Origin of the sequence: Gangjinia marincola (assembly GCF_039523415.1) — a bacterium.
Lineage (GTDB): Bacteria > Bacteroidota > Bacteroidia > Flavobacteriales > Flavobacteriaceae > Gangjinia > Gangjinia marincola.
This window is the reverse complement of record NZ_BAAAFG010000014.1, coordinates 76,797-95,065: the sequence shown is the minus strand read 5'-3', so window position 1 is coordinate 95,065 and position 18,269 is coordinate 76,797. Positions and strand designations below refer to the sequence as shown.

Annotated in this window: 21 protein-coding genes; 8 read left to right on the top strand and 13 right to left on the bottom strand. The window is 38.4% G+C overall.

Annotated elements, in window-relative coordinates; translation table 11 throughout:
* Nucleotides 1-57: 57 nt before the first annotated feature.
* From ABD000_RS07325 to ABD000_RS07300, 6 genes are all read right to left on the bottom strand, one after another.
* Entirely contained in the window at nt 58-816 is a 759-nt protein-coding gene (locus ABD000_RS07325; protein ID WP_343765377.1) for a LytR/AlgR family response regulator transcription factor, read from the bottom strand.
* A 112-nt stretch (nt 817-928) separates the two neighbouring features.
* Nucleotides 929-2,059 (bottom strand): amidohydrolase family protein, encoded by a 1,131-nt coding sequence (locus tag ABD000_RS07320; protein WP_343765375.1) that lies wholly within the window; start codon nt 2,057-2,059, stop codon nt 929-931.
* A gap of 41 nt (nt 2,060-2,100) precedes the next feature.
* Nucleotides 2,101-2,427 (bottom strand): 2TM domain-containing protein, encoded by a 327-nt coding sequence (locus tag ABD000_RS07315; RefSeq protein WP_343765370.1) that lies wholly within the window; start codon nt 2,425-2,427, stop codon nt 2,101-2,103.
* A 10-nt stretch (nt 2,428-2,437) separates the two neighbouring features.
* Nucleotides 2,438-2,755: a 2TM domain-containing protein gene (locus ABD000_RS07310; RefSeq protein ID WP_343765365.1), complete on the bottom strand. Its 318-nt coding sequence runs from the start codon at nt 2,753-2,755 to the stop codon at nt 2,438-2,440.
* A 48-nt stretch (nt 2,756-2,803) separates the two neighbouring features.
* A complete protein-coding gene (locus ABD000_RS07305; protein ID WP_343765363.1) occupies nt 2,804-4,132 on the bottom strand; it encodes a 2TM domain-containing protein in 1,329 nt (442 codons plus the stop codon).
* Nucleotides 4,132-4,764, bottom strand: a complete 633-nt coding sequence (locus ABD000_RS07300; RefSeq protein WP_343765360.1) for a tetratricopeptide repeat protein — start codon at nt 4,762-4,764, stop codon at nt 4,132-4,134. The genes ABD000_RS07305 and ABD000_RS07300 overlap by 1 nt, the downstream gene beginning before the upstream one ends.
* 278 nt (nt 4,765-5,042) lie before the next feature.
* Here ABD000_RS07300 and ABD000_RS07295 point away from each other — a divergent pair, with 278 nt between their 5' ends.
* Together ABD000_RS07295 and ABD000_RS07290 are read left to right on the top strand one after the other, a co-directional pair.
* On the top strand, nt 5,043-5,312 hold the full coding sequence (locus ABD000_RS07295; protein ID WP_343765357.1) for a hypothetical protein: 270 nt from the start codon (nt 5,043-5,045) through the stop codon (nt 5,310-5,312).
* Nucleotides 5,285-6,418 carry an aminotransferase class V-fold PLP-dependent enzyme gene (locus tag ABD000_RS07290; protein ID WP_343765658.1) on the top strand — a complete coding sequence of 378 codons (1,134 nt, stop codon included), beginning with the start codon at nt 5,285-5,287 and terminating at the stop codon, nt 6,416-6,418. The genes ABD000_RS07295 and ABD000_RS07290 overlap by 28 nt, the downstream gene beginning before the upstream one ends.
* Here the strand turns inward: ABD000_RS07290 and ABD000_RS07285 are convergent.
* On the bottom strand, nt 6,415-7,188 hold the full coding sequence (locus tag ABD000_RS07285; RefSeq protein ID WP_343765355.1) for a DJ-1/PfpI family protein: 774 nt from the start codon (nt 7,186-7,188) through the stop codon (nt 6,415-6,417). The two genes, ABD000_RS07290 and ABD000_RS07285, sit on opposite strands and share 4 nt — an antisense overlap.
* 78 nt (nt 7,189-7,266) lie before the next feature.
* Between ABD000_RS07285 and ABD000_RS07280 the strand changes: the two genes are divergently transcribed.
* A complete protein-coding gene (locus tag ABD000_RS07280) occupies nt 7,267-7,857 on the top strand; it encodes a DUF1287 domain-containing protein (RefSeq protein WP_343765352.1) in 591 nt (196 codons plus the stop codon).
* Between the two features lie 308 nt (nt 7,858-8,165).
* Nucleotides 8,166-8,669, top strand: coding sequence for a hypothetical protein (locus ABD000_RS07275; RefSeq protein ID WP_343765350.1), 504 nt, complete (start codon nt 8,166-8,168; stop codon nt 8,667-8,669).
* Nucleotides 8,670-8,676: 7 nt separating this feature from the next.
* On the opposite strand, the gene ABD000_RS07270 is transcribed toward ABD000_RS07275, so the two are convergent.
* The 4 genes from ABD000_RS07270 to ABD000_RS07255 form a co-directional block, all read right to left on the bottom strand.
* Nucleotides 8,677-9,093: a DUF2141 domain-containing protein gene (locus ABD000_RS07270; protein ID WP_343765348.1), complete on the bottom strand. Its 417-nt coding sequence runs from the start codon at nt 9,091-9,093 to the stop codon at nt 8,677-8,679.
* Between the two features lie 28 nt (nt 9,094-9,121).
* On the bottom strand, nt 9,122-9,544 hold the full coding sequence (locus tag ABD000_RS07265; RefSeq protein WP_343765346.1) for a VOC family protein: 423 nt from the start codon (nt 9,542-9,544) through the stop codon (nt 9,122-9,124).
* Nucleotides 9,545-9,581: 37 nt separating this feature from the next.
* A complete protein-coding gene (locus tag ABD000_RS07260; RefSeq protein ID WP_343765343.1) occupies nt 9,582-11,732 on the bottom strand; it encodes a TonB-dependent receptor in 2,151 nt (716 codons plus the stop codon).
* A 217-nt stretch (nt 11,733-11,949) separates the two neighbouring features.
* Nucleotides 11,950-13,269, bottom strand: a complete 1,320-nt coding sequence (locus tag ABD000_RS07255) for an NAD(P)/FAD-dependent oxidoreductase (protein WP_343765340.1) — start codon at nt 13,267-13,269, stop codon at nt 11,950-11,952.
* A gap of 131 nt (nt 13,270-13,400) precedes the next feature.
* Here ABD000_RS07255 and ABD000_RS07250 point away from each other — a divergent pair, with 131 nt between their 5' ends.
* Together ABD000_RS07250 and ABD000_RS07245 are read left to right on the top strand one after the other, a co-directional pair.
* Nucleotides 13,401-13,895, top strand: coding sequence for an RNA polymerase sigma factor (locus ABD000_RS07250; protein WP_343765337.1), 495 nt, complete (start codon nt 13,401-13,403; stop codon nt 13,893-13,895).
* A 4-nt stretch (nt 13,896-13,899) separates the two neighbouring features.
* Complete coding sequence (locus tag ABD000_RS07245; protein WP_343765334.1) at nt 13,900-14,505, top strand: hypothetical protein; 606 nt, start codon at nt 13,900-13,902, stop codon at nt 14,503-14,505.
* 121 nt (nt 14,506-14,626) lie between these two features.
* On the opposite strand, the gene ABD000_RS07240 is transcribed toward ABD000_RS07245, so the two are convergent.
* Together ABD000_RS07240 and ABD000_RS07235 are read right to left on the bottom strand one after the other, a co-directional pair.
* Entirely contained in the window at nt 14,627-15,430 is an 804-nt protein-coding gene (locus ABD000_RS07240; protein ID WP_343765331.1) for a lysophospholipid acyltransferase family protein, read from the bottom strand.
* A gap of 55 nt (nt 15,431-15,485) precedes the next feature.
* On the bottom strand, nt 15,486-16,121 hold the full coding sequence (locus ABD000_RS07235; protein WP_343765328.1) for an NUDIX hydrolase: 636 nt from the start codon (nt 16,119-16,121) through the stop codon (nt 15,486-15,488).
* Here ABD000_RS07235 and ABD000_RS07230 point away from each other — a divergent pair.
* Nucleotides 16,115-16,846 (top strand): peptidylprolyl isomerase, encoded by a 732-nt coding sequence (locus tag ABD000_RS07230; protein WP_343765325.1) that lies wholly within the window; start codon nt 16,115-16,117, stop codon nt 16,844-16,846. The genes ABD000_RS07235 and ABD000_RS07230 overlap by 7 nt on opposite strands.
* 715 nt (nt 16,847-17,561) lie before the next feature.
* On the top strand, nt 17,562-18,269 hold a 708-nt coding region (locus tag ABD000_RS07225), incomplete at its 3' end, for a contractile injection system protein, VgrG/Pvc8 family (protein WP_343765321.1).

Here is an 18,269-nt window from a genome sequence, read left to right as displayed (position 1 = left end):
TTTGATTAAGAAGGCGCAAAAATAAGTCTTTAAGAAATAATACAATGGACGACTATTTTATTTCTCCAACCACTCTTTAAAGTCCTTGACACGCTCCCTACTTACAATGATCTCATGTTCACTAAAATGATTTAGTTTGATCTGGAGTCGGCTGTTCGTATAACTCACCATATCTTTAATTGCATTGACATTGACGATGAATTTTCGGGACACCCTAAAAAAAGTATGTGGAGGTAGCTCTGGTTCTAGTTGTTCCAGCGTGGTGTCAATGAGATAATTACGATTATCAACGGTATAAAGATAGGTCCCTTTGTTTTCAGAATAAAAGCATTCGATTTCGTCTACATGAAATACCTTCAGGTGTTGACCTACTTTTGCAGTGAAGCGCTGTTTATACACCCGATCTACCGGATTAGACAAATACTTTTTAATATCTTCAAAATCAACTTTAATATTTTCCGCTTGACGGTGATTATGTTTATACTTCTCTACCGCAGCAGCCAGTTCTTCATCGTCTATAGGCTTTAACAAATAGTCAATACTATTTAGTTTAAAGGCTTTGAGCGCGTATTCATCGTAGGCTGTGGTAAAAATAATGGCGCTTTTAATGTCAATCTCATCAAAAATCTCAAAGGATAAGCCATCACTCAGCTGAATGTCCAAAAAAATAAGGTCAGGATGTGTATTTTTAGAAAACCATTCAATGGATTCTTTTACCGAATGTAACATAGTGGTTACTTCCGCCCCCAGTTCTTCCACTAAACGTTTTAGACGTCGTGCTGAAGGTTTTTCATCTTCAATTATGATCGTATTCATGATAAGTAATTTGTGATTGGTGATTCCCTTTGATAAAGCCTGTGCCAAGTATGGCCGAAGTACTCAGGTTGACAAGTTATTCACTAATGGCCATTGGATACTGACTATTAATTTATTTTACATACTTGCCGGCTTTCCACACGTGCAAGGTAGTAGATAGATTGTTCATATCAAGCAGCGGATTTTTATCCAGCAGCACTAAATCTGCCGTGAACCCGGGTTTGATATATCCTACTTTTTCAAGCTTAAACTGTTTTGCAGGATTAGAGGTTGCTGTTTTTAATACGCCTAGTGCAGGAATTCCTGCATCCTTAAAGTATTGCATTTCTTTAAATAAATCCGTACTGTAGTTGATGTTTGCATTTGGCGGGTCTGTCCCTGCAAGGATAGGAATACCGGCGTCATAGAGGGCTTTTGTTTCTCTTTGTAACCAAGTTAGTTTTTCGGTGGCTTCCTCTTTGGTTTTATTGAAATATGCTTCCTGAACCAGATAATTTGTAATGATCGTGGGAATTACAAAGAAGTCATGTTCTTTAGTAAGTTCTATAAGCTGCTGAGGGGACATATTTTCATCGTCCCAAATATGTACGAGACCATCGGCTCCACGTTTAAGGACTGCCACAGCATCCTTTAAGTGGGAAACATGTACTACAGCCACTTTATCATGCGTATGTGCTTCGTTTATAATAGCTTCTACGACATCATAAGATAATGTATTTTTCCAGGGTTCTACAATAATTTTAATATGATCAGCTCCTGCATCTACACGATCTTTGACCCATTGTTTAGCATCTTCGGGTTTTTCAAGAACCGGTACAGGAAAACCATATTGCGTTCCATGACCATCTTTTGCGGTAGCCGCATATCCCGCGGTAAGATACCGCGCCGAAGTACTATCTGCATTCATCGCTTTCATACCTTTTTGCATCTCTTCCATCCCGTGCATATCGAACAGATGTAAAATGCCGTTTTGAGCAGCCTCTCGGGTTGAAGCCGGAGACCAGGCATGGACGTGCGTATTCATCATGGCAGGCATTAAGAATTTACCCGTTCCGTCGATGACCTCACCTTTGAATTTGATCTTTTTGGCGACTTTGCTAATGCTACCATCCTCAACAAGAACTGACGTGTTTTGGTATACTTCCTCTCCGTCAAACACAGTGGCATTGTTTATCACAAACCTATCTTGAGAGAATACATGTACCGTTAAGGACAGTACTATGATTTGAACTAGTATTTTCATGTGTTTCAATGTTTAGTGTATTTGGAACTTTCTCAATGCTTTTATTTAAGACGCTCACGCTGCTCTTGATCCATAAATTCTTTGATCTTACGCTCTTCCCATTTTTTTAAGGGGCTTCCTTTAAATACAAAGACCGATAATCCATGAACTGTCACCCCTATTCCCCATCCTAGGGGCATAGTGAAAACAGTCCACCAGGGGAAGTACTGCGAAATCCTGCCATTGTCTAAATATCCTAAGTTAAAGATGATGTAGGCTGAACAAACCACCACATACAGCATGATGTGACCATAAAAGTCCCGAATTTCTTTGACGCGTTTTTTTGCTTTGATGTATTTACTTTCTTCTTTTTTCATGATATACTCCATACTACGTATTTTACTCCCAACGGGATCTATTCGCTTCTTCAGTTTCTTCCTTATTCATTACTTCGTTGATTTTGCGTTCTTCCCAGTTTTTTCCAAAAAACATGTCAAACCCAAAAACTTTACCCGCATGGATGGCAATACCTATCCCCCAGAATAAGGCAATCCATAAAAACCAGGCGTTTCTCCATTCGTTCGTGTAATAATTTATCCCTGCAAAAATGGCAATGAAAATAAGATAGGTCGCCAGCTTGCCGTAGAATTTTTTTAATTCACGTACACGCTTCTTTGCCGTCGCATATTTAATGGTATTCTTGTCTATATTTTCCATGATAGTTTATGTTAAGTTGGTTGTTTTTATTAAATGAGCTTAAATGAATCAATCTTCATCCATGTATTTTTTGATCTGTCTTTCCTCCCAGTCTTTTCCCAGAATTGGATTATAATTAAATACTTCCATCGCGTGACCTCCTACACCAAAACCCCAACCTACGATAGGAAAAATAGCCCATGGAAAGCTGGTTGACTGAGTATTAATCCAGATAAAAACAGGGATCATCAAAAGATAAATCGAAAAGTGAATGTAGAAACCTTTGAGTTCTTCTACGCGTTCTTTAGCGCGCTCATACGCAGTAGTATCATTAGTGTGTATATACGTTGGTTCGTTCATGAATTCTATTTTTTTGGTGAGCATAGGGAGTTTAACGCAAAATTGTTTTTCATCGCTAAAGATTCCGACTTCTCGTTTGGATAATAAACTATAGCGTTGGGTGATATTAACTAATCCCACTCCACTACTCTTCTTGATTACTTCTTTGGTCTGAAGGTTGTTTTTAACCACCAGATATCCGTTTTCTTCTTCAATCTTTATGTGCAGCGGTTTTTCTGCGGAAACGATATTGTGCTTTACGGCATTTTCCAATAATAATTGCAGCGAAAGTGGTACGACTTTAGCTTCGGGATTACTTACTTCTTCCGGAAGCTCAAATACTATACTATCTTCAAACCTCATCTTTAAAAGGCGTACATAGGTTTTGGCGAAAGCCAATTCCTCGTCAACCGTGACCAGTTCCTTACTTTTTTGTTCAAGCACATAGCGATAGACTTTAGATAGCGAAGTCGTAAACTTTTGCGCCTGATCAGGGTTTTCTTCAATCAATGAGGTTAATACATTTAAACTATTGAATAAAAAATGCGGATCTAACTGATTTTTAAGTGCATCAAACTTAGCCGAGGCTGTTCCCGCAATTATCTTTTGCACCTTGACTTTATCTTCCTGACGGCTTTTATAGTAATAAATGATGTAAAAAATAATCGTTGCAACAATAGAGATCAATATTGAAATCCAGTACATGCCCAGATTTTCATTTTCGATAAAGTCAACGATATTCTCACCATCAACAATTACATCAAAAAAGAAATGCAGAATAAATATCCCTATAAAAGAGATCAAAATTGCTCCCACCAAACCCATGCTTAATACTTTAAGCGTGAAAATTTTATCTTTGTAATTTTTAATGAATGCTCTAAAAAAAATAAAATTGCATAGGTAAAGGACTGTGGAATAAATAATAGCCGTATAGTACTGTATCCAAAGAGCTTCATCTAGACCAATGTCATTACCAGCTAGGTATAATATGATGACCAGCGTCAAGAAAACACAGTTCCCAATGAAGAATCCTTTTCCTATTTCTTTAATTAAATTCATTATTCTGCTTTACATTGTTTTAAGGCCTCTTTAGCGCGCTCTTCTCCACTTGTAGGTTCATATTTACCTTGAGGTTTAAAGGTAGCAAAAAGTTCTATCGCACGTTCAATATCTTTGCAATAGGGCTCAACCGGTTGACCAAAATATTTAGCTGATCCCATATCCCATTGCGCTTTAGCCAAGATAATCCGCGGATTTTTTGGTGCCAACTGTAATGCCTTTTGGTACAATTCGCTCACTTTACCAGAATATTTCATCCCGTAGGTCATCCCATCAAAACTAATCCATACTGTATAGAGTTCTGCCTGTAATTTAAGGAGCTCTGCATTATTCTCACTAAACGTTTTGGCGAAATTGATATACTCTTGGGCTTTGTCAAGTTGGTTTTTAAGTTTTTGCTCATTTTTTTCTGACCAGCTTCGGGCGATGTTGACTTCGGCAACATAAAAGTAGGGTAACCAGTTGTCTTTTTCGGCTTTAGCGATGCGTTCAAACAGATTAGAAGCCTGGTCGTATTGATCTGCTTCCCAAAGTTCAAACGCTTTATCCATTCCCTTCTCGTAGGAAGATTGACCGATAATTGATATTATTCCGAAGAAACTAACTAAAATAAAGGATACAATTGTTTTCATAGTTGGTCATATTTGTTGGTGTAAAACTACGTGATGAATGTCTTATGTAATAAAGTGATTGACTCAATTGTTGAATTTAGGTAGTGAGTTGTAGCCTAGGTTCAAACAATAATAATAGAAACGTATTAAAAACCATGGATGAATCTACAGTGAGCTTTGGCATTAATATTACTTGACCCATTAATTCTATTCCTTTAACGAAATCTTATCCCCAACCAGGCCATCAAACTGAATTCTTGTTAACTTAGGTTACGATCTACGCACTAATTGATAAACCCATGTTTAAACAATTATTCAAGCCAAAATCTTCTTCAACCTCTAGGCTAGTCCATAATGACTATTTCAATACATTACGGGCAAAGGAATACAATCGCTTAGATACGCATGGTCACGTGTACTTAGATTATACCGGTGGTAACTTGTATGCAGCTAGCCAACTAAAAAAGCATCAGGAGTTATTGTCTAAAAATGTGTTTGGAAACCCCACTCTACCAATCCTACCTCCCAGCTTGCGACTTCACTGGTCGAAGAAGCCCGCAAAAAAGTAATCGATCATTTTAATGCAAAAGACGACCACTGCATTTTCACCCAAAATGCTTCCGGGGCATTAAAAATAGTGGGAGAATGCTACCCATTTTGCGAAGAGGGGAAGTTTTTATTATTGGCAGATAATCATAACTCAGTTAACGGCATTAGGGAGTACTGTAAGCGTAGTCACGCTGCATTTGAGTACGTGCCGATTCGATATGACGATCTTAGGATTGATCAGGATGTTCTGGAAGACGCACTGTCTAAAAGCGAAGCTAGAAAGCATAAATTGTTTGCCTTTCCTGCACAATCTAATGTCTCTGGAGTGCAACATCATTTATCCTGGATCAAAAAAGCGCAGGCAAAAGGATGGGATGTTTTATTAGACGCCGCAGCTTACGCACCCAGTTCTAAACTAGATCTAAGTGAGGTAAATCCAAATTTTGTTTCGATCTCGTTTTATAAAATCTTTGGTTACCCCACAGGGTTAGGGTGTCTGCTGATGCACAAAGACTCCTTTGAATTGTTAGAAAAAAAATGGTTTGCAGGGGGAACGGTTACCTTGGCTTCGGTCATGGCTCCACACCATTACTTAGCCGGTAATCATGAACGTTTTGAAAACGGTACTATCAATTACTTAGATATCCCTGCATTAAGTATAGGCATAGATTATATTAATCAGATCGGCATTGAGCGTATTCACGAACGTGTAGTATCTCTTTCTACCTATTTGTTTGAACGACTTACAAAGCTCACCCACGCTAATCACGTTAAAAAACTAAAACTTTTTGGTCCACAAGATCGTAACCATGTTGGCGGTACATTAATCATGACTTTTTTAACTGAAAACGGAGTGGTGATTCCATTTGAAGAAGTAGAACAAAAGGCAAACAATGAAATGATTTCATTGCGGTCGGGATGTTTTTGTAATCCCGGCATAGATGAAGTAAACAATTGCCTCACGATGCAAGAGTTATCCCAATACTTCACCAGCAGAACAACAGGCGACTACTACGACATGATCGCCACGCTAAAGAAAATGCGCGGTGCGATACGGGTATCGGTTGGATTAGCCACTACACAACATGACCTAGACAGGTTTATTGATTTTGTAAAGCAATTCTAATCATTTTCGTTTTTGGAAACCAATACATGTGGCACCTCCTCTAACTCCCAGTCAATGACCAATCCTTTAGCCAAGGAACGGGCAATATCCTCACCATATAAATGTTCAGCAAGATATAAGGCTGCTTCAAAGCTTTTTGCTCCGCCGGCAGATGTGATGTATTTCCCATGATGAACAAACAAGACATCTTCACGCACATCTACACCGGGAAACATCTCTCTCATTTTTTCTACATCGCTGGGGAAAGTGGTAGCTACTTTTCCTTCCAACAAACCTGCTTGTGCCAATACAAAAGCCCCGTCGCAATGTGACGTTATAAATAATGCTTGCTGATCGACTTTTTGAACGAAATCGATCATCTTCTTATCCTCTAAATCTGTGTCTAAATGATGCTCTGCACTGGGGATTACCAAAATATCAATTTTAGGTAAATCGGTTTTGGTATAATCCATATCGGGCAGAATATACATGCCTTCAAATGTCCGAATAGGATCCATGGTATTTGCGACTGTAAACACATTCATTGGCTTAATACTATCCCGATACTGCGTATGTTGAAAAATATCGTAAGGTGCGGTAAGCTCAGTATTATACACACCATCCATGATCAAAAAGGCTACATTATACCGATTCTCTTTAAGCTCAACTTTGGGTTTGTGGACCTTGGCGTAGGCCTTAGACACTGCTTTACGTTGTTTTGGATATTTTTGCCGATCGCAAGAAGTGACTAGCAAAGACAACATCATAAGGAAAATTAGAGAAGCTCTCATCAAAGAATATTTAGTTTAAATATAACGAAAATCGGGGATGATTATATAAAAACACCTTATTCTACGTTCTTAGAACATATGAAGAAGACGCGTTACGTATATGTAATCCTATTTTTAGCTAACATAAGCGTTGGTCAAACTTTATTCACCGGTGAGGAATTGGCTTCCTGTGCAGTAGAGCTAATCAAAGATGATGTCACGTATGATCCCGCATATTTTGCTATGGACTACCCAAATGGAGATGTTCCTGCAGACAAGGGAGTGTGTACAGATGTTGTCATAAGGGCATACCGAAAACTGGGCGTTGACTTGCAACAAAAAGTACATGAAGATATGAACGCTAATTTTGATGCCTATCCGCCGCTTTGGGGATTGACCTCAACCGACACCAATATAGATCACCGGCGAGTTCCTAATTTAATGACCTATTTTGAACGCCAGGGAGCTATGATTCCTATTACCAAAAACACAAAAGATTATTTGCCCGGTGATGTGGTGGCCTGGAATTTGGGCGGAGCTATAACACACATCGGCATCGTTTCAAATAAACGTTCTAAAGGCGCTAAGAATTATCTCATTGTACATAACATAGGGGCGGGTCAGGTGCTGGAAGACATCTTATTCAAGTATAAGATTATTGGACACTATCGGTACTTACCGCAAAAGTAAAATATCGAAAATCCAGCCTATGCTGATTTCAAGATGATGAGCTTTACCTATTGGGCATGGGCGAATCAACACCGTAAAAAAAATACAGAAGTCAAGTCCTGGCATATTTAGACAAAGCCATCGCGCTGGATCCCAATTATGGGACAGGTCGGGACAAGGCAGAAGAGTTGAAATATCGGTTGGAAAAGAAAAAAATTGTTAGAATAATAAGAGTATTTATATATGTTTGTAAATAAAAATCAAGGTTAAAAGTTCAATTCTTATTAATTATGAATCAGCGCCGGTTATCAATATTTTTAATTATCCTTATGGGATCAATCATTATAACTTGTAAGTCTGACGATGACAGTAGTGATGAAGATTGCGCTAAAATTATAGAAATACCACAAGGTTATTTTATAGGAAACCAATACTACACTAACATAATTGAACAAGAAGTTCCTTGTGATTTCCCTGAGCCGGAAGAGGTTGAAATATTACAATCTCCACCCGAACTAGAGAATTTCACTTATGAGGTATTGCTGTTTGAATACATCGCTGATACAGGAAATAATTCTTCAAGTTGGAAGTTTGAGATTCAATTAAATAATAATAATGATTTTGATGTCAATGGAGTTCCCGTTCTTACCATCCTTAATGATGATGGAATACAATCAACCGGGAGTTATTCTGGTGATGCCATTGAACCCTGTTATTCTATAGATGCAAACGCTAATTGTATTCTGACTTATGATCAAGAGTTTCCTGACATAGGTTTAGGTGGACCTGAAAGTTTACAATTGATTGATGTAAAATACTATCTTACAAATTGAGATCGTCTTACAACTCAATCTTCTGCATCACATCCTTTCTGTTAACTTCAAACTTCGCATCGGCCCATTTTGGGGGACCAAAAGAACCTTTAGCATTGTTACTGGCGGCATAATCTTCCTTTGGAATACCTACCATATTGGTATTTAATTTTCCGTCGCTATTTTCGTCGTGATATAGGCTTATTGCATAAACACCATCTGGAACATTGTCAAAGGTGTAGGTTACAGTTCCTTTTTTTGCTGCTATTTTTCCACCCTTGAAAACCTTATCGGTTAAAAAATTATCTGGATTGGCATATAATGCCAACATGATAGTACCCTCACTTGAATCTATCTTACTCACCTCAACAGAAACCGAGTTTTGCGCTTGTACCGTTAGTGAAAACACAAGTGTAATGAGTACTAATCCTATTTTTCTTTTCATATCATTCTAGTTAAAATTCATGTGTGTGTTATAGTATAATTTGATCATTTTCATCAAATTCAACAAAGGGATTATAGGCTACTTCAAAAATATGACCATCTAAATCCTTGAAATAACCGCCATATCCTCCCCAAAATGTTTTTTCAGCAGGTTTAATGATTGTTGCGCCTAAACCTTCAACTTTTTTCATTACCTCATCCACTTCACCTTCTGACTTGCTATTATAGGCCATGGTTATTCCTGAAAATTCACAAACACCATCTGCAACATTAGCGTCCTTTGCCAATTCGCTTTTATCAAAGAAAGCAATGACTATACCACCGGTTTCAAAAAAGACGATTTTTTCTTTACTTGCTTCAGACCTTTTCCAGCCCAATCCCTCTTCATAAAATGCCAGCGTTTTGCCTAAACGTTGAACTCCTAAGGTTATAATATGTATTTTTTGCTTCATCTTAATTAAAAGCAGCTCCGCCAGCCGAAAAGCGGGACTATAAATTATCCAATTGATTCTTCGTTTTGTCTTTACTTATCGTCCAGAAAAATCCTACAAAAAAGAATTGATCTGCATTTGGTCGTAAGGTTCTTCTATCAAAAACACCTTCAGCATTTGGTGTATCTGCATATTGATAACCATTAATGTTTTTATACGCAAATACATTGTTGACCGAAGCATAGAGTATTTTCTGCGGACTGATCAAATACGCCCAGTTCAAACTCAGGCTTTGAAAAGGTTTAGTGGTCTCCTGTAAAAATCCCGGTTCATTAGGATTAGTATACGATCTGCCACTGGCTAATTGGTAACTAAATCCTACCTGACTTTTCCAATCTTCGATCCAGTATTTAGTAACTAAGCTAAAATTATGCTTATTTGCAAAATTGGGCGTTGCTTTTAACGGAAAATTAAATTGCTTTCGCTCTGTATCTAAATACGAGTAACTCACCCAATAATCCAGATTTTTAATGCTCTTATTATCTCTCCAAAAGATATCTAATCCTTGGGCATAACCGCTACCGCCATTTTCAAACTCACTCATCGGCAAAGGTTCCCGGGTATCAAAGGTGATCAAATCATCGTAGGTTTTTCGGAATATTTCTGCTCTAAACAACCTGTTTTCAAAATTATACTGATAATTTAGAATGTAATGAGAAGAACGCTCATTGGTTACCGTGGGCTGATACTTAAGCACATTACTAATAGGTCGCTGGTAAAAATCTCCGTATGCTAGAGACAGCTGACTGTTCTTACCCGTTTTATAGGCAAAGGATGCTCTGGGAGCAGCTTCAGTTTCATCGACTGCATCATCGTAGGTTCCGCGTACGCCAACTTTTAACGCTAACTTTTTAGAAAAGATGATGTCAGCTTCCGCGAAAGCGGAAGAAATATTTCCTTCAAAATCAAAGCTATCTGCAAAATCCGGCTGAGCAAAATCTTCGTCAAAATCATTATAAAAATGTTCTGCCCCGGCATAGAGTTTAAACCGATTGCTAAAGTTCTTTTTGACCCTTAATTTAAGGTGTGCCGCATGCTCCTGATTATCTACCGTGGCTTCATCAATGTCTAACTGTGTTCGCGCAAAGCTATAGCTGGCACCGGTTTGAAGCGACCAGGTATCAGATAGCATCCCGCGATAGGACGTATTGAGATACAGGTTATCATTGTCAAGAGCAAATGGGATTCCTTCGGGTACATTGATATCCTCACGGGTCAATTCAAAATTAGTCCCGTCAAACGCTGTGTAGAATTTAAAGAGTCCATTCTTAAGTTTTTCGCGGTATACCGTTTCACCGGCATAATTTTCTAAAGGTTTTTGCCAATCATTTCGGTCATCATAAAACTCCAGGTAAGGCGCAAGATTGATGTAGGTCGCATTGACACTCAAGGAGCGCTTCTCCCATTTTTGGGTATGCCCTAGTCCGCCACCTACGCTCATGATCTGAATATTGGTTTCGGTTTGATCGGGTTCATTGATCGTATTAAGTAACAAGACCCCAGACAGTGCCTGACCGTATTCAGCCGAGTATCCTCCTGTTGAAAACGTAATCCCATCAAAAAGAAAGGGTGAGTAACGGCCGCGAGTCGGCGTATTATTAGGTGTTGGATTGTAGGGAGCAAATACCCTGATCCCGTCAATAAATATCTGGGTTTCGTTGGCATCACCCCCTCGCACAAAGAGTCGGCCATCTTCGGCCACCGTAGTTGTTCCCGGTAGTGTTTGAAAAGCACCAAATACATCCCCAAGCGCATTGGCAGTAGTAACAATATCCAAGGGTTTTAATACGGACACTTTACTATTATCGCCAGCTTTAAAAGTTCCGGCAGATAAAACCACCGCATCTAGTGTGCTTACGTCATCCTTTAGCACAACGCTTAAATTTGACATTTGATTGACATCTAATAGTAGAGATTTCGTCTCGTAGGATAAAAAAGAGATGATCAGAAGTTGTTCTCCCTTTTCTTCGGTCGTGAATGAAAAGCTTCCATTATCAATCGTGGTGCTTCCGTCGTATGTACCGTCTAAATATACGTTTACTCCCTCCAGTCCATTACCCTTACTATCGGTAACAATGCCGTTGATAGATGTTTGCGCGTGTCCTTGTAGGATAGTTAAAATACCAAGTAATGTAAACAGCGTTTTCATGATCAGATTGATTTGATGCATCAAAAATGATCATTAGATTGTGCAATATTAAAAATGAATGGCTCAAACGTAGGATTTATATCCTGAATTGAAATTTATTAAATCTTCCCAATGAAACGGATGAGATATATTTTAATAGCTATAGTATTTGCTAAGGAATACAAGTAATTTGTCTGATTATGTCACCTGATTTATTAAAGAAACGGTGGTTACAGCATTAAGAACCCGCATCTACATTTTCAATTTTAGTGGTAAGGGAATTATATTTTTTAAATGGTCTAATGATCAAACGCGCAGCACGATCAAAGTTGATGTAATTGTAGGTCCAGTTAAAAAAGGTTACGACTCTATTTCTAAACCCTACCAAAAACCATAGGTGAATAAACATCCAAATAAACCAGGCGATAAATCCGCCGGTTTTAATTTTACCAATATCTGCCACCGCCCTGTTTCGGCCAACGGTTGCCATGGTTCCCTTATCAAAATATTTAAACGGTTTTAGCTGTTCACCTTTAAGTAAGCGCTTAACGTTTTTTGCCAGGTGTTCTCCCTGTTGAATGGCAGGTTGTGCAACTTGTGGGTGTCCTTCAGGAAAATCTTCTGTTTTCATTAGCGCTATATCGCCTACAGCAAAAATATTGTCCGTCCCTTTTACTTTATTGAATTCATTCACTAAATAGCGATTGGCTTTATTATGAATGGATTCTTTTGGCATCCCGTTAATAATTGCTCCTGTTACTCCTGCGCTCCAAATAAAGGTAGCCGCATCAAAACTAAGACGATCCTTGTTGGTGCTAACCGTTGAACCATCGTATCCCGTGACTTGCGTATTTAGGTGGATATTCACTCCCATATTCTCCAAAAATTCTTTCGCTTTCGCGGAAGCATACTCGCTCATAGGTGGAAGCAGTCGGTCAGAACCTTCAACCAGATGTATTCGAATTTCTGAAGGTTCTATCTCCTGGTAATCATTTGGAAGCACATGTGCTCTCAATTCGGCTAATGCGCCGCTAAGTTCCACTCCCGTGGGTCCACCACCGGCAATTACGAAGTTAAGCAGCTTTTTTCGCTCTTCAGGATCATCTGTAATGGTAGATTGCTCCAGATTTTCCAAAATCAAACTTCTAATATTTAATGCCTGAGGGACGGTTTTCATCCAGATCGCATTATCCTTAATACTCTCATTGCCAAAAAAGTTCGTTTTCGTTCCCGTTGCAACAATTAAGTAATCATATCTAATGCTCCCTATGCTGGTATGTAATGTATTATTGTTGTGATCGATTTCTAATACTTCAGTGAGTCTGAAAAAACAGTTTTTACCTTTTTTTAGAATCTTTCTGATCGGGTACGCGATAGAATCTGGTTCCAATCCAGAGGTAGATACCTGGTATAGTAAGGGCTGAAAGGTGTGGTAATTTCTTCGGTCTAACACCACCAGCTGGATGTCTTCTTTGAGTAACTTTTTAGCTAAGTTTATTCCGCCGAAGCCACCTCCTACAATGACAACTCGGGGTAAGGTACTTTGTGGTATATTCATAGGGCACTTTTAACAGGATATAACAAAGATACCTTCCGCGAAAACGAAATAATGTTAGCGTGAACATAAATTATATCTTAGTGTAACAAAATTAGCGCGACCACTACCAATGCAATAACCAGCCAGCTAACGTGAGTAAAGACTTAGAACAACAATTTGTCACACAATTTGAAGCGCATCAAAACATTGTGCATAAGATTTGTCGTATGTATACCAATAACCGCGATCAGCATAATGATCTTTTTCAAGAGGTTACGGTACAGTTATGGCGTGCTTATCCCAAATTTAGAGGTGATGCTAAATTTAGTACCTGGATGTATCGTGTCGCACTTAATACTGCCATTACATTATACAGAAAGTCCAAACGACAAGTTACGACTCAGGATTTTGAAGGAGTAAGCTTTAAGATAAGTGCAGAAGAATATGATGACACGACTGAGCGACAACTTAAACTTATGTATGCGGCGGTAAAGGAATTAAATGATATTGACAAAGCGCTGGTCTTGCTTTATTTAGAGGATAAAGACTACCGTGAAATCTCACAGACGCTGGGGATTAGTGAAGTAAATGCGCGTGTGAAGATGAATCGAATCAAAGGAAAATTAAAAAAAGTACTAAATCCATAACAACATGGACGGATTAGAATTATTAAAAAAAGACTGGCAGCAGCAGGAAAAAGAGCTCCCGCACTTATCGGCTAAAGAGATTTATCCATTGCTCCTTAAAAAATCATCATCCATTGTTAAATGGATCTTTTTAATCAGTGTGATTGAGTTTTTATTTTGGACTGGTGTATCGATATTCTTTGAATATACGGATCAAAATGAATCGTTTTCATCTTACGGATTAGAAGGGTGGAATTTATTTTTATCAGTAGTTTATTACGGTGGTATTTTATTCTTTATGGTTTGGTTTTACTTGAATTACAAAAGAATTAAAGCAACCGATTCTGCTGCTGTACTTATGAAAAACATTCTAAAAACAAGAAAAACAGTACGCTATTACGTTTGGTTTAATATCTTATTTCTATCTCTTGGACTTATTATCTCTTCTATCTTAATTACCTTTCAACTCCCAGAATCTGAACAGATCGACATAACAAGAATGGTTATTATTCTCACTATCGTTTTGGTCTTGGTTGTTGGTATCTTATTACTTTTCTATCGACTGATCTATGGATTTTTAGTCCGTCGCTTAAATAAAAATTATAAGGAATTGAAACGGATTGAAGATTAGACTCAAAAGGTTGAAGGTTAAAAGTTCAAGATTAAGCATTGAAGTTAAGCTTCTTGACATTAAAGGTGTAATTCTAAATCTACTTACTACCAACTAAAGCCTATCAATCAAGGACTACCAACTAATACTCCCACTGCCTTTTTTTGTTGAGTTCTTCTTCGGCCTCAAGCTCTTCTTGAGGGATTACTTTTAAAAATGAGGGATGCTGTTCAATGGCATATTCCAATTTCTCAACCACACTATCAATAGATTCGTTATCATAATCAATTTCTAAGGGTTGCTTTATTTCCATCGTTTGAAGAATATTCTTCTTCTTAACGCGTATTCCTTTTTTATCAAAAGAACGCCTAAAACCATCAATAACTACAGGGACTACAATAGGTTTATAGGTTTTGATAATGTGCGCCGTTCCCTTTCGAATAGGCTTCCAGGGTTTGGTAGTGCCTTGAGGAAAGGTTACCACCCAACCATCTTTAATGGCTTTACCTATATTGCTAATGTCACTTAACTTAACTTGACGATTAACATCCTCACCATTGGCACGCCACGTACGTTCTACAGTAACGGCTCCTGCATAAGCTAATATTTTAGCTAAAAAACCTGAGCGCATGGTTTCTGCAGCGGCGACATAGTATAAATTGAGTTTGGGTTTCCATAAATATCCTATGTTTTTGATACTGTCATCCCTACCTGAAAGTCCGGCATTAAACACATGATACATCGCCACAACATCAGCAAAATAAGTTTGGTGGTTGGAAACGAACAATACATTATTATCTGGAAGTTCATTTAACAAATCAGAACCTTCAATTTTAAGTTCATTGAATCCACGGTAACGCCTGTGACTCAATGCGCCCATAACCATGATAATGAGACGCTTTAAAAATAAGATATGTCCAAATGGATTGGTTTTGAATAACCCCATAGAGTGCTAGAAAATAGTTGTGTTGACTTTCAAATATACAAAACCACGTAAGCTTTCATTGCTTTTTTAGTAAAGCTTTAATTTCGTTAAGCATCATAGCGGTAGCACCCCAAACAATATGACCATTAAGTTTAAAGGCTGGAACATTGATATTTGTTGCGTATGAGGTTGTTATACGCTGTTCAATGCGATTTTGATCACTTAAAAAATCTTTTAGTGTTACTTCAAGAATGTCTTCTACTTCACTCTCCTGAGCTACAAATTCTGGAGAATAATCCACAGTACCTAGATAAGGTTGTACCCAAAAATTGGATGGAGGAATATACACCCTGGTCAACTCTTTAAATACACTCACATCAGTTTGAGTGACGCCAACCTCCTCTTCGGTTTCACGTAGTGCCGTTTGTTGTAGGTTCCTATCTTCAGGTTCAACTTTGCCCCCGGGAAAACCTATTTGTGCAGAATGTACGCCTTTATATGTTTTACGTAAAATAAGTGCCAGATGAGTTTCTTCAGCCTTCGGGTAGAATAATCCCAGTACTGCCGCTTCACGCGGATTAAGTTTTTCTACATCAATATCCTTTAACTCTTTTACACGCTCTATGGGTGCCATTTCCAACTGGGCAGCACGCCCCGGAAGTGTAGAATTTTCTATTTTTGAAATTAATTCTTTAAATGCTGAAAATGTCATTAAACCTTCGCCTGATTAGTGTTATAGTAACTCTGTTATTTTTAAGCTCATGTGAAGATAGCAAAAGCAAGTCAAAACCTCTCGAAGCTACCTCAAAAAAGGTTGATACGCTAACCACTGATACAAAAACGGTAGAGGTAGAAAAAGTAGAACCTCAACCAAACTATTTGGCATGGGAGAAAGTTTCTCAAGAAGAGTTGAAACCTTTTTTAGAAGAATATGCTGAAGAAAATCCCGAAATGAACATTCGCATCATCACCTCATTAGGCAATATTGATGTGCAACTCTATCCTGAAACAGTTTGGCACCGTGCTAATTTTATACGATTAGCAAAACTGGGTTACTTTAACGAAACCTTTTTTCATCGTGTGGTGCCTAATTTTGTCATTCAAGGAGGAAATAGCGATAAGGTCATTACAGCAAAAATGAGAAGTCAGCTGGGAAAATATCTTATCCCGGCCGAGTTCTATCCTGCATATCGCCATCACCGTGGAGCTTTTGCTGCAGCAAAATACACAGAACAAAACATGAGCAAGGCTTCCTCACCATATGAGTTTTATATTGTACAGCCTAAAAGCGGAGCGCATCATTTAGATGATGAGCACACAGTGTTTGGGCGTGTAATTCGCGGAATGGATGTGGTGGATCAAATCGCTCAACTCCCCACCGATGAAGGTGAATGGCCCATGCGTAATGTATTTATCGACGTAGAAGTGCTTGAATGAAGTCGAAATTGAGGGCGAAATCGAAATAAACGTCAATTGGATTTTATCAGAAATTAAACAATAAACTCTCAAAAGGTTGACTTTTAATTGTCATCCCTCCGCAGGCAAGAATCTCATTATAAGTATACCATAAATAAATTGAAAAGATGCCTGCCTTGCTCCTCCGCTGAAGCTTCGGGAGTGAAGGCGTACGGTCCTATCTTTTCTTCGTAAGCAGAAATCTCATCTTCATCATGCTATAAATACTTCCTTTCTAACCCTGAGCAAGAAAAACATTATGTTAAATTTTGACCATTAAGTTCAAATTTGTTCCCAATAAGATATTAGCTAGATAAAAATTACTAATTTTAAGTAATAATAATAAAAACCTACGTTAAATCATTAGCCATCTTTTAAAGCTGGTCATTATTAAGTATAGATTTTCTCACATCTAATTTTTACTATGACACTACTTCTATATATTACCATTAGTACCTTTCGAGAACCGCTGGATAGTCTCTGACATTAAAAACTACAGCATATTGAGTTATTCTGTAGAAGCCTCCTAACAAGAATTTTTAACTGTTTTCAGTGATCATAAATATTCTTGTCGATTGTATATTACAGTATGAATTGACCTGGTTTCTTTACGTACTAAAGAATAATTGGTCTCTCATTCTATTTAACTACTACCTTTTTTGATTAATTTCTTAACAGACAAATAAATAATTACCCTATGGCACTACAATCCAACACCCGTGTATTTATTGGTGGTAATCCCATCCATGCTTTTAAGCGACTAATGCTTCGGCAGGATTTAGATGCTCATCACTACCTTGAACTGGTCTGCCGTATGGATGTACTTGAAAAAGCCTCTGCAGAACTCGCCGAGGAAAGCCGAAACTTCCTAGGGGAACTTCTTACCGTGAAGGTTGAATCCCTCACCGACTTTCAAGACTACAAAACCCTGGAGTTTAAAGGAGTCGTCACAGCCGTCAACAGCACCAAAGGATTTCATGCCCATCAGGGAGATTTGGTTACCATCAAAGCACAGAGCTGTAGCATCCTGGCAGATGATGGACCACACTATGCCTCTTTTAACGACGTAGGATTAGAAGATATTCTTCACCAAACCTTCCAGGGGTACGATCAGGGAAAGCTGGAGCTAAGCCTTCAGCCTGTCTACAGCGAAGCGCTGCATTACAGCGTACAACAGCATGAAAGCGCTTATCAATATGCCAGCAGACTGGCCGCTCAATACAGCGAATGGTTTTACTACGATGGTAAGACCCTGCACTTTGGTCTGCCGCAAGCCGGTGAAGAAGTCACCCTCACCTACGGGCATGACCTGCAGGAATTCTCGCTTAATCTCAATCCAGTTCCTAACGCCTTTAGCTACTTTACCAATGATTACCTTACTGATGGGCAGCATGAAGCCAGCACA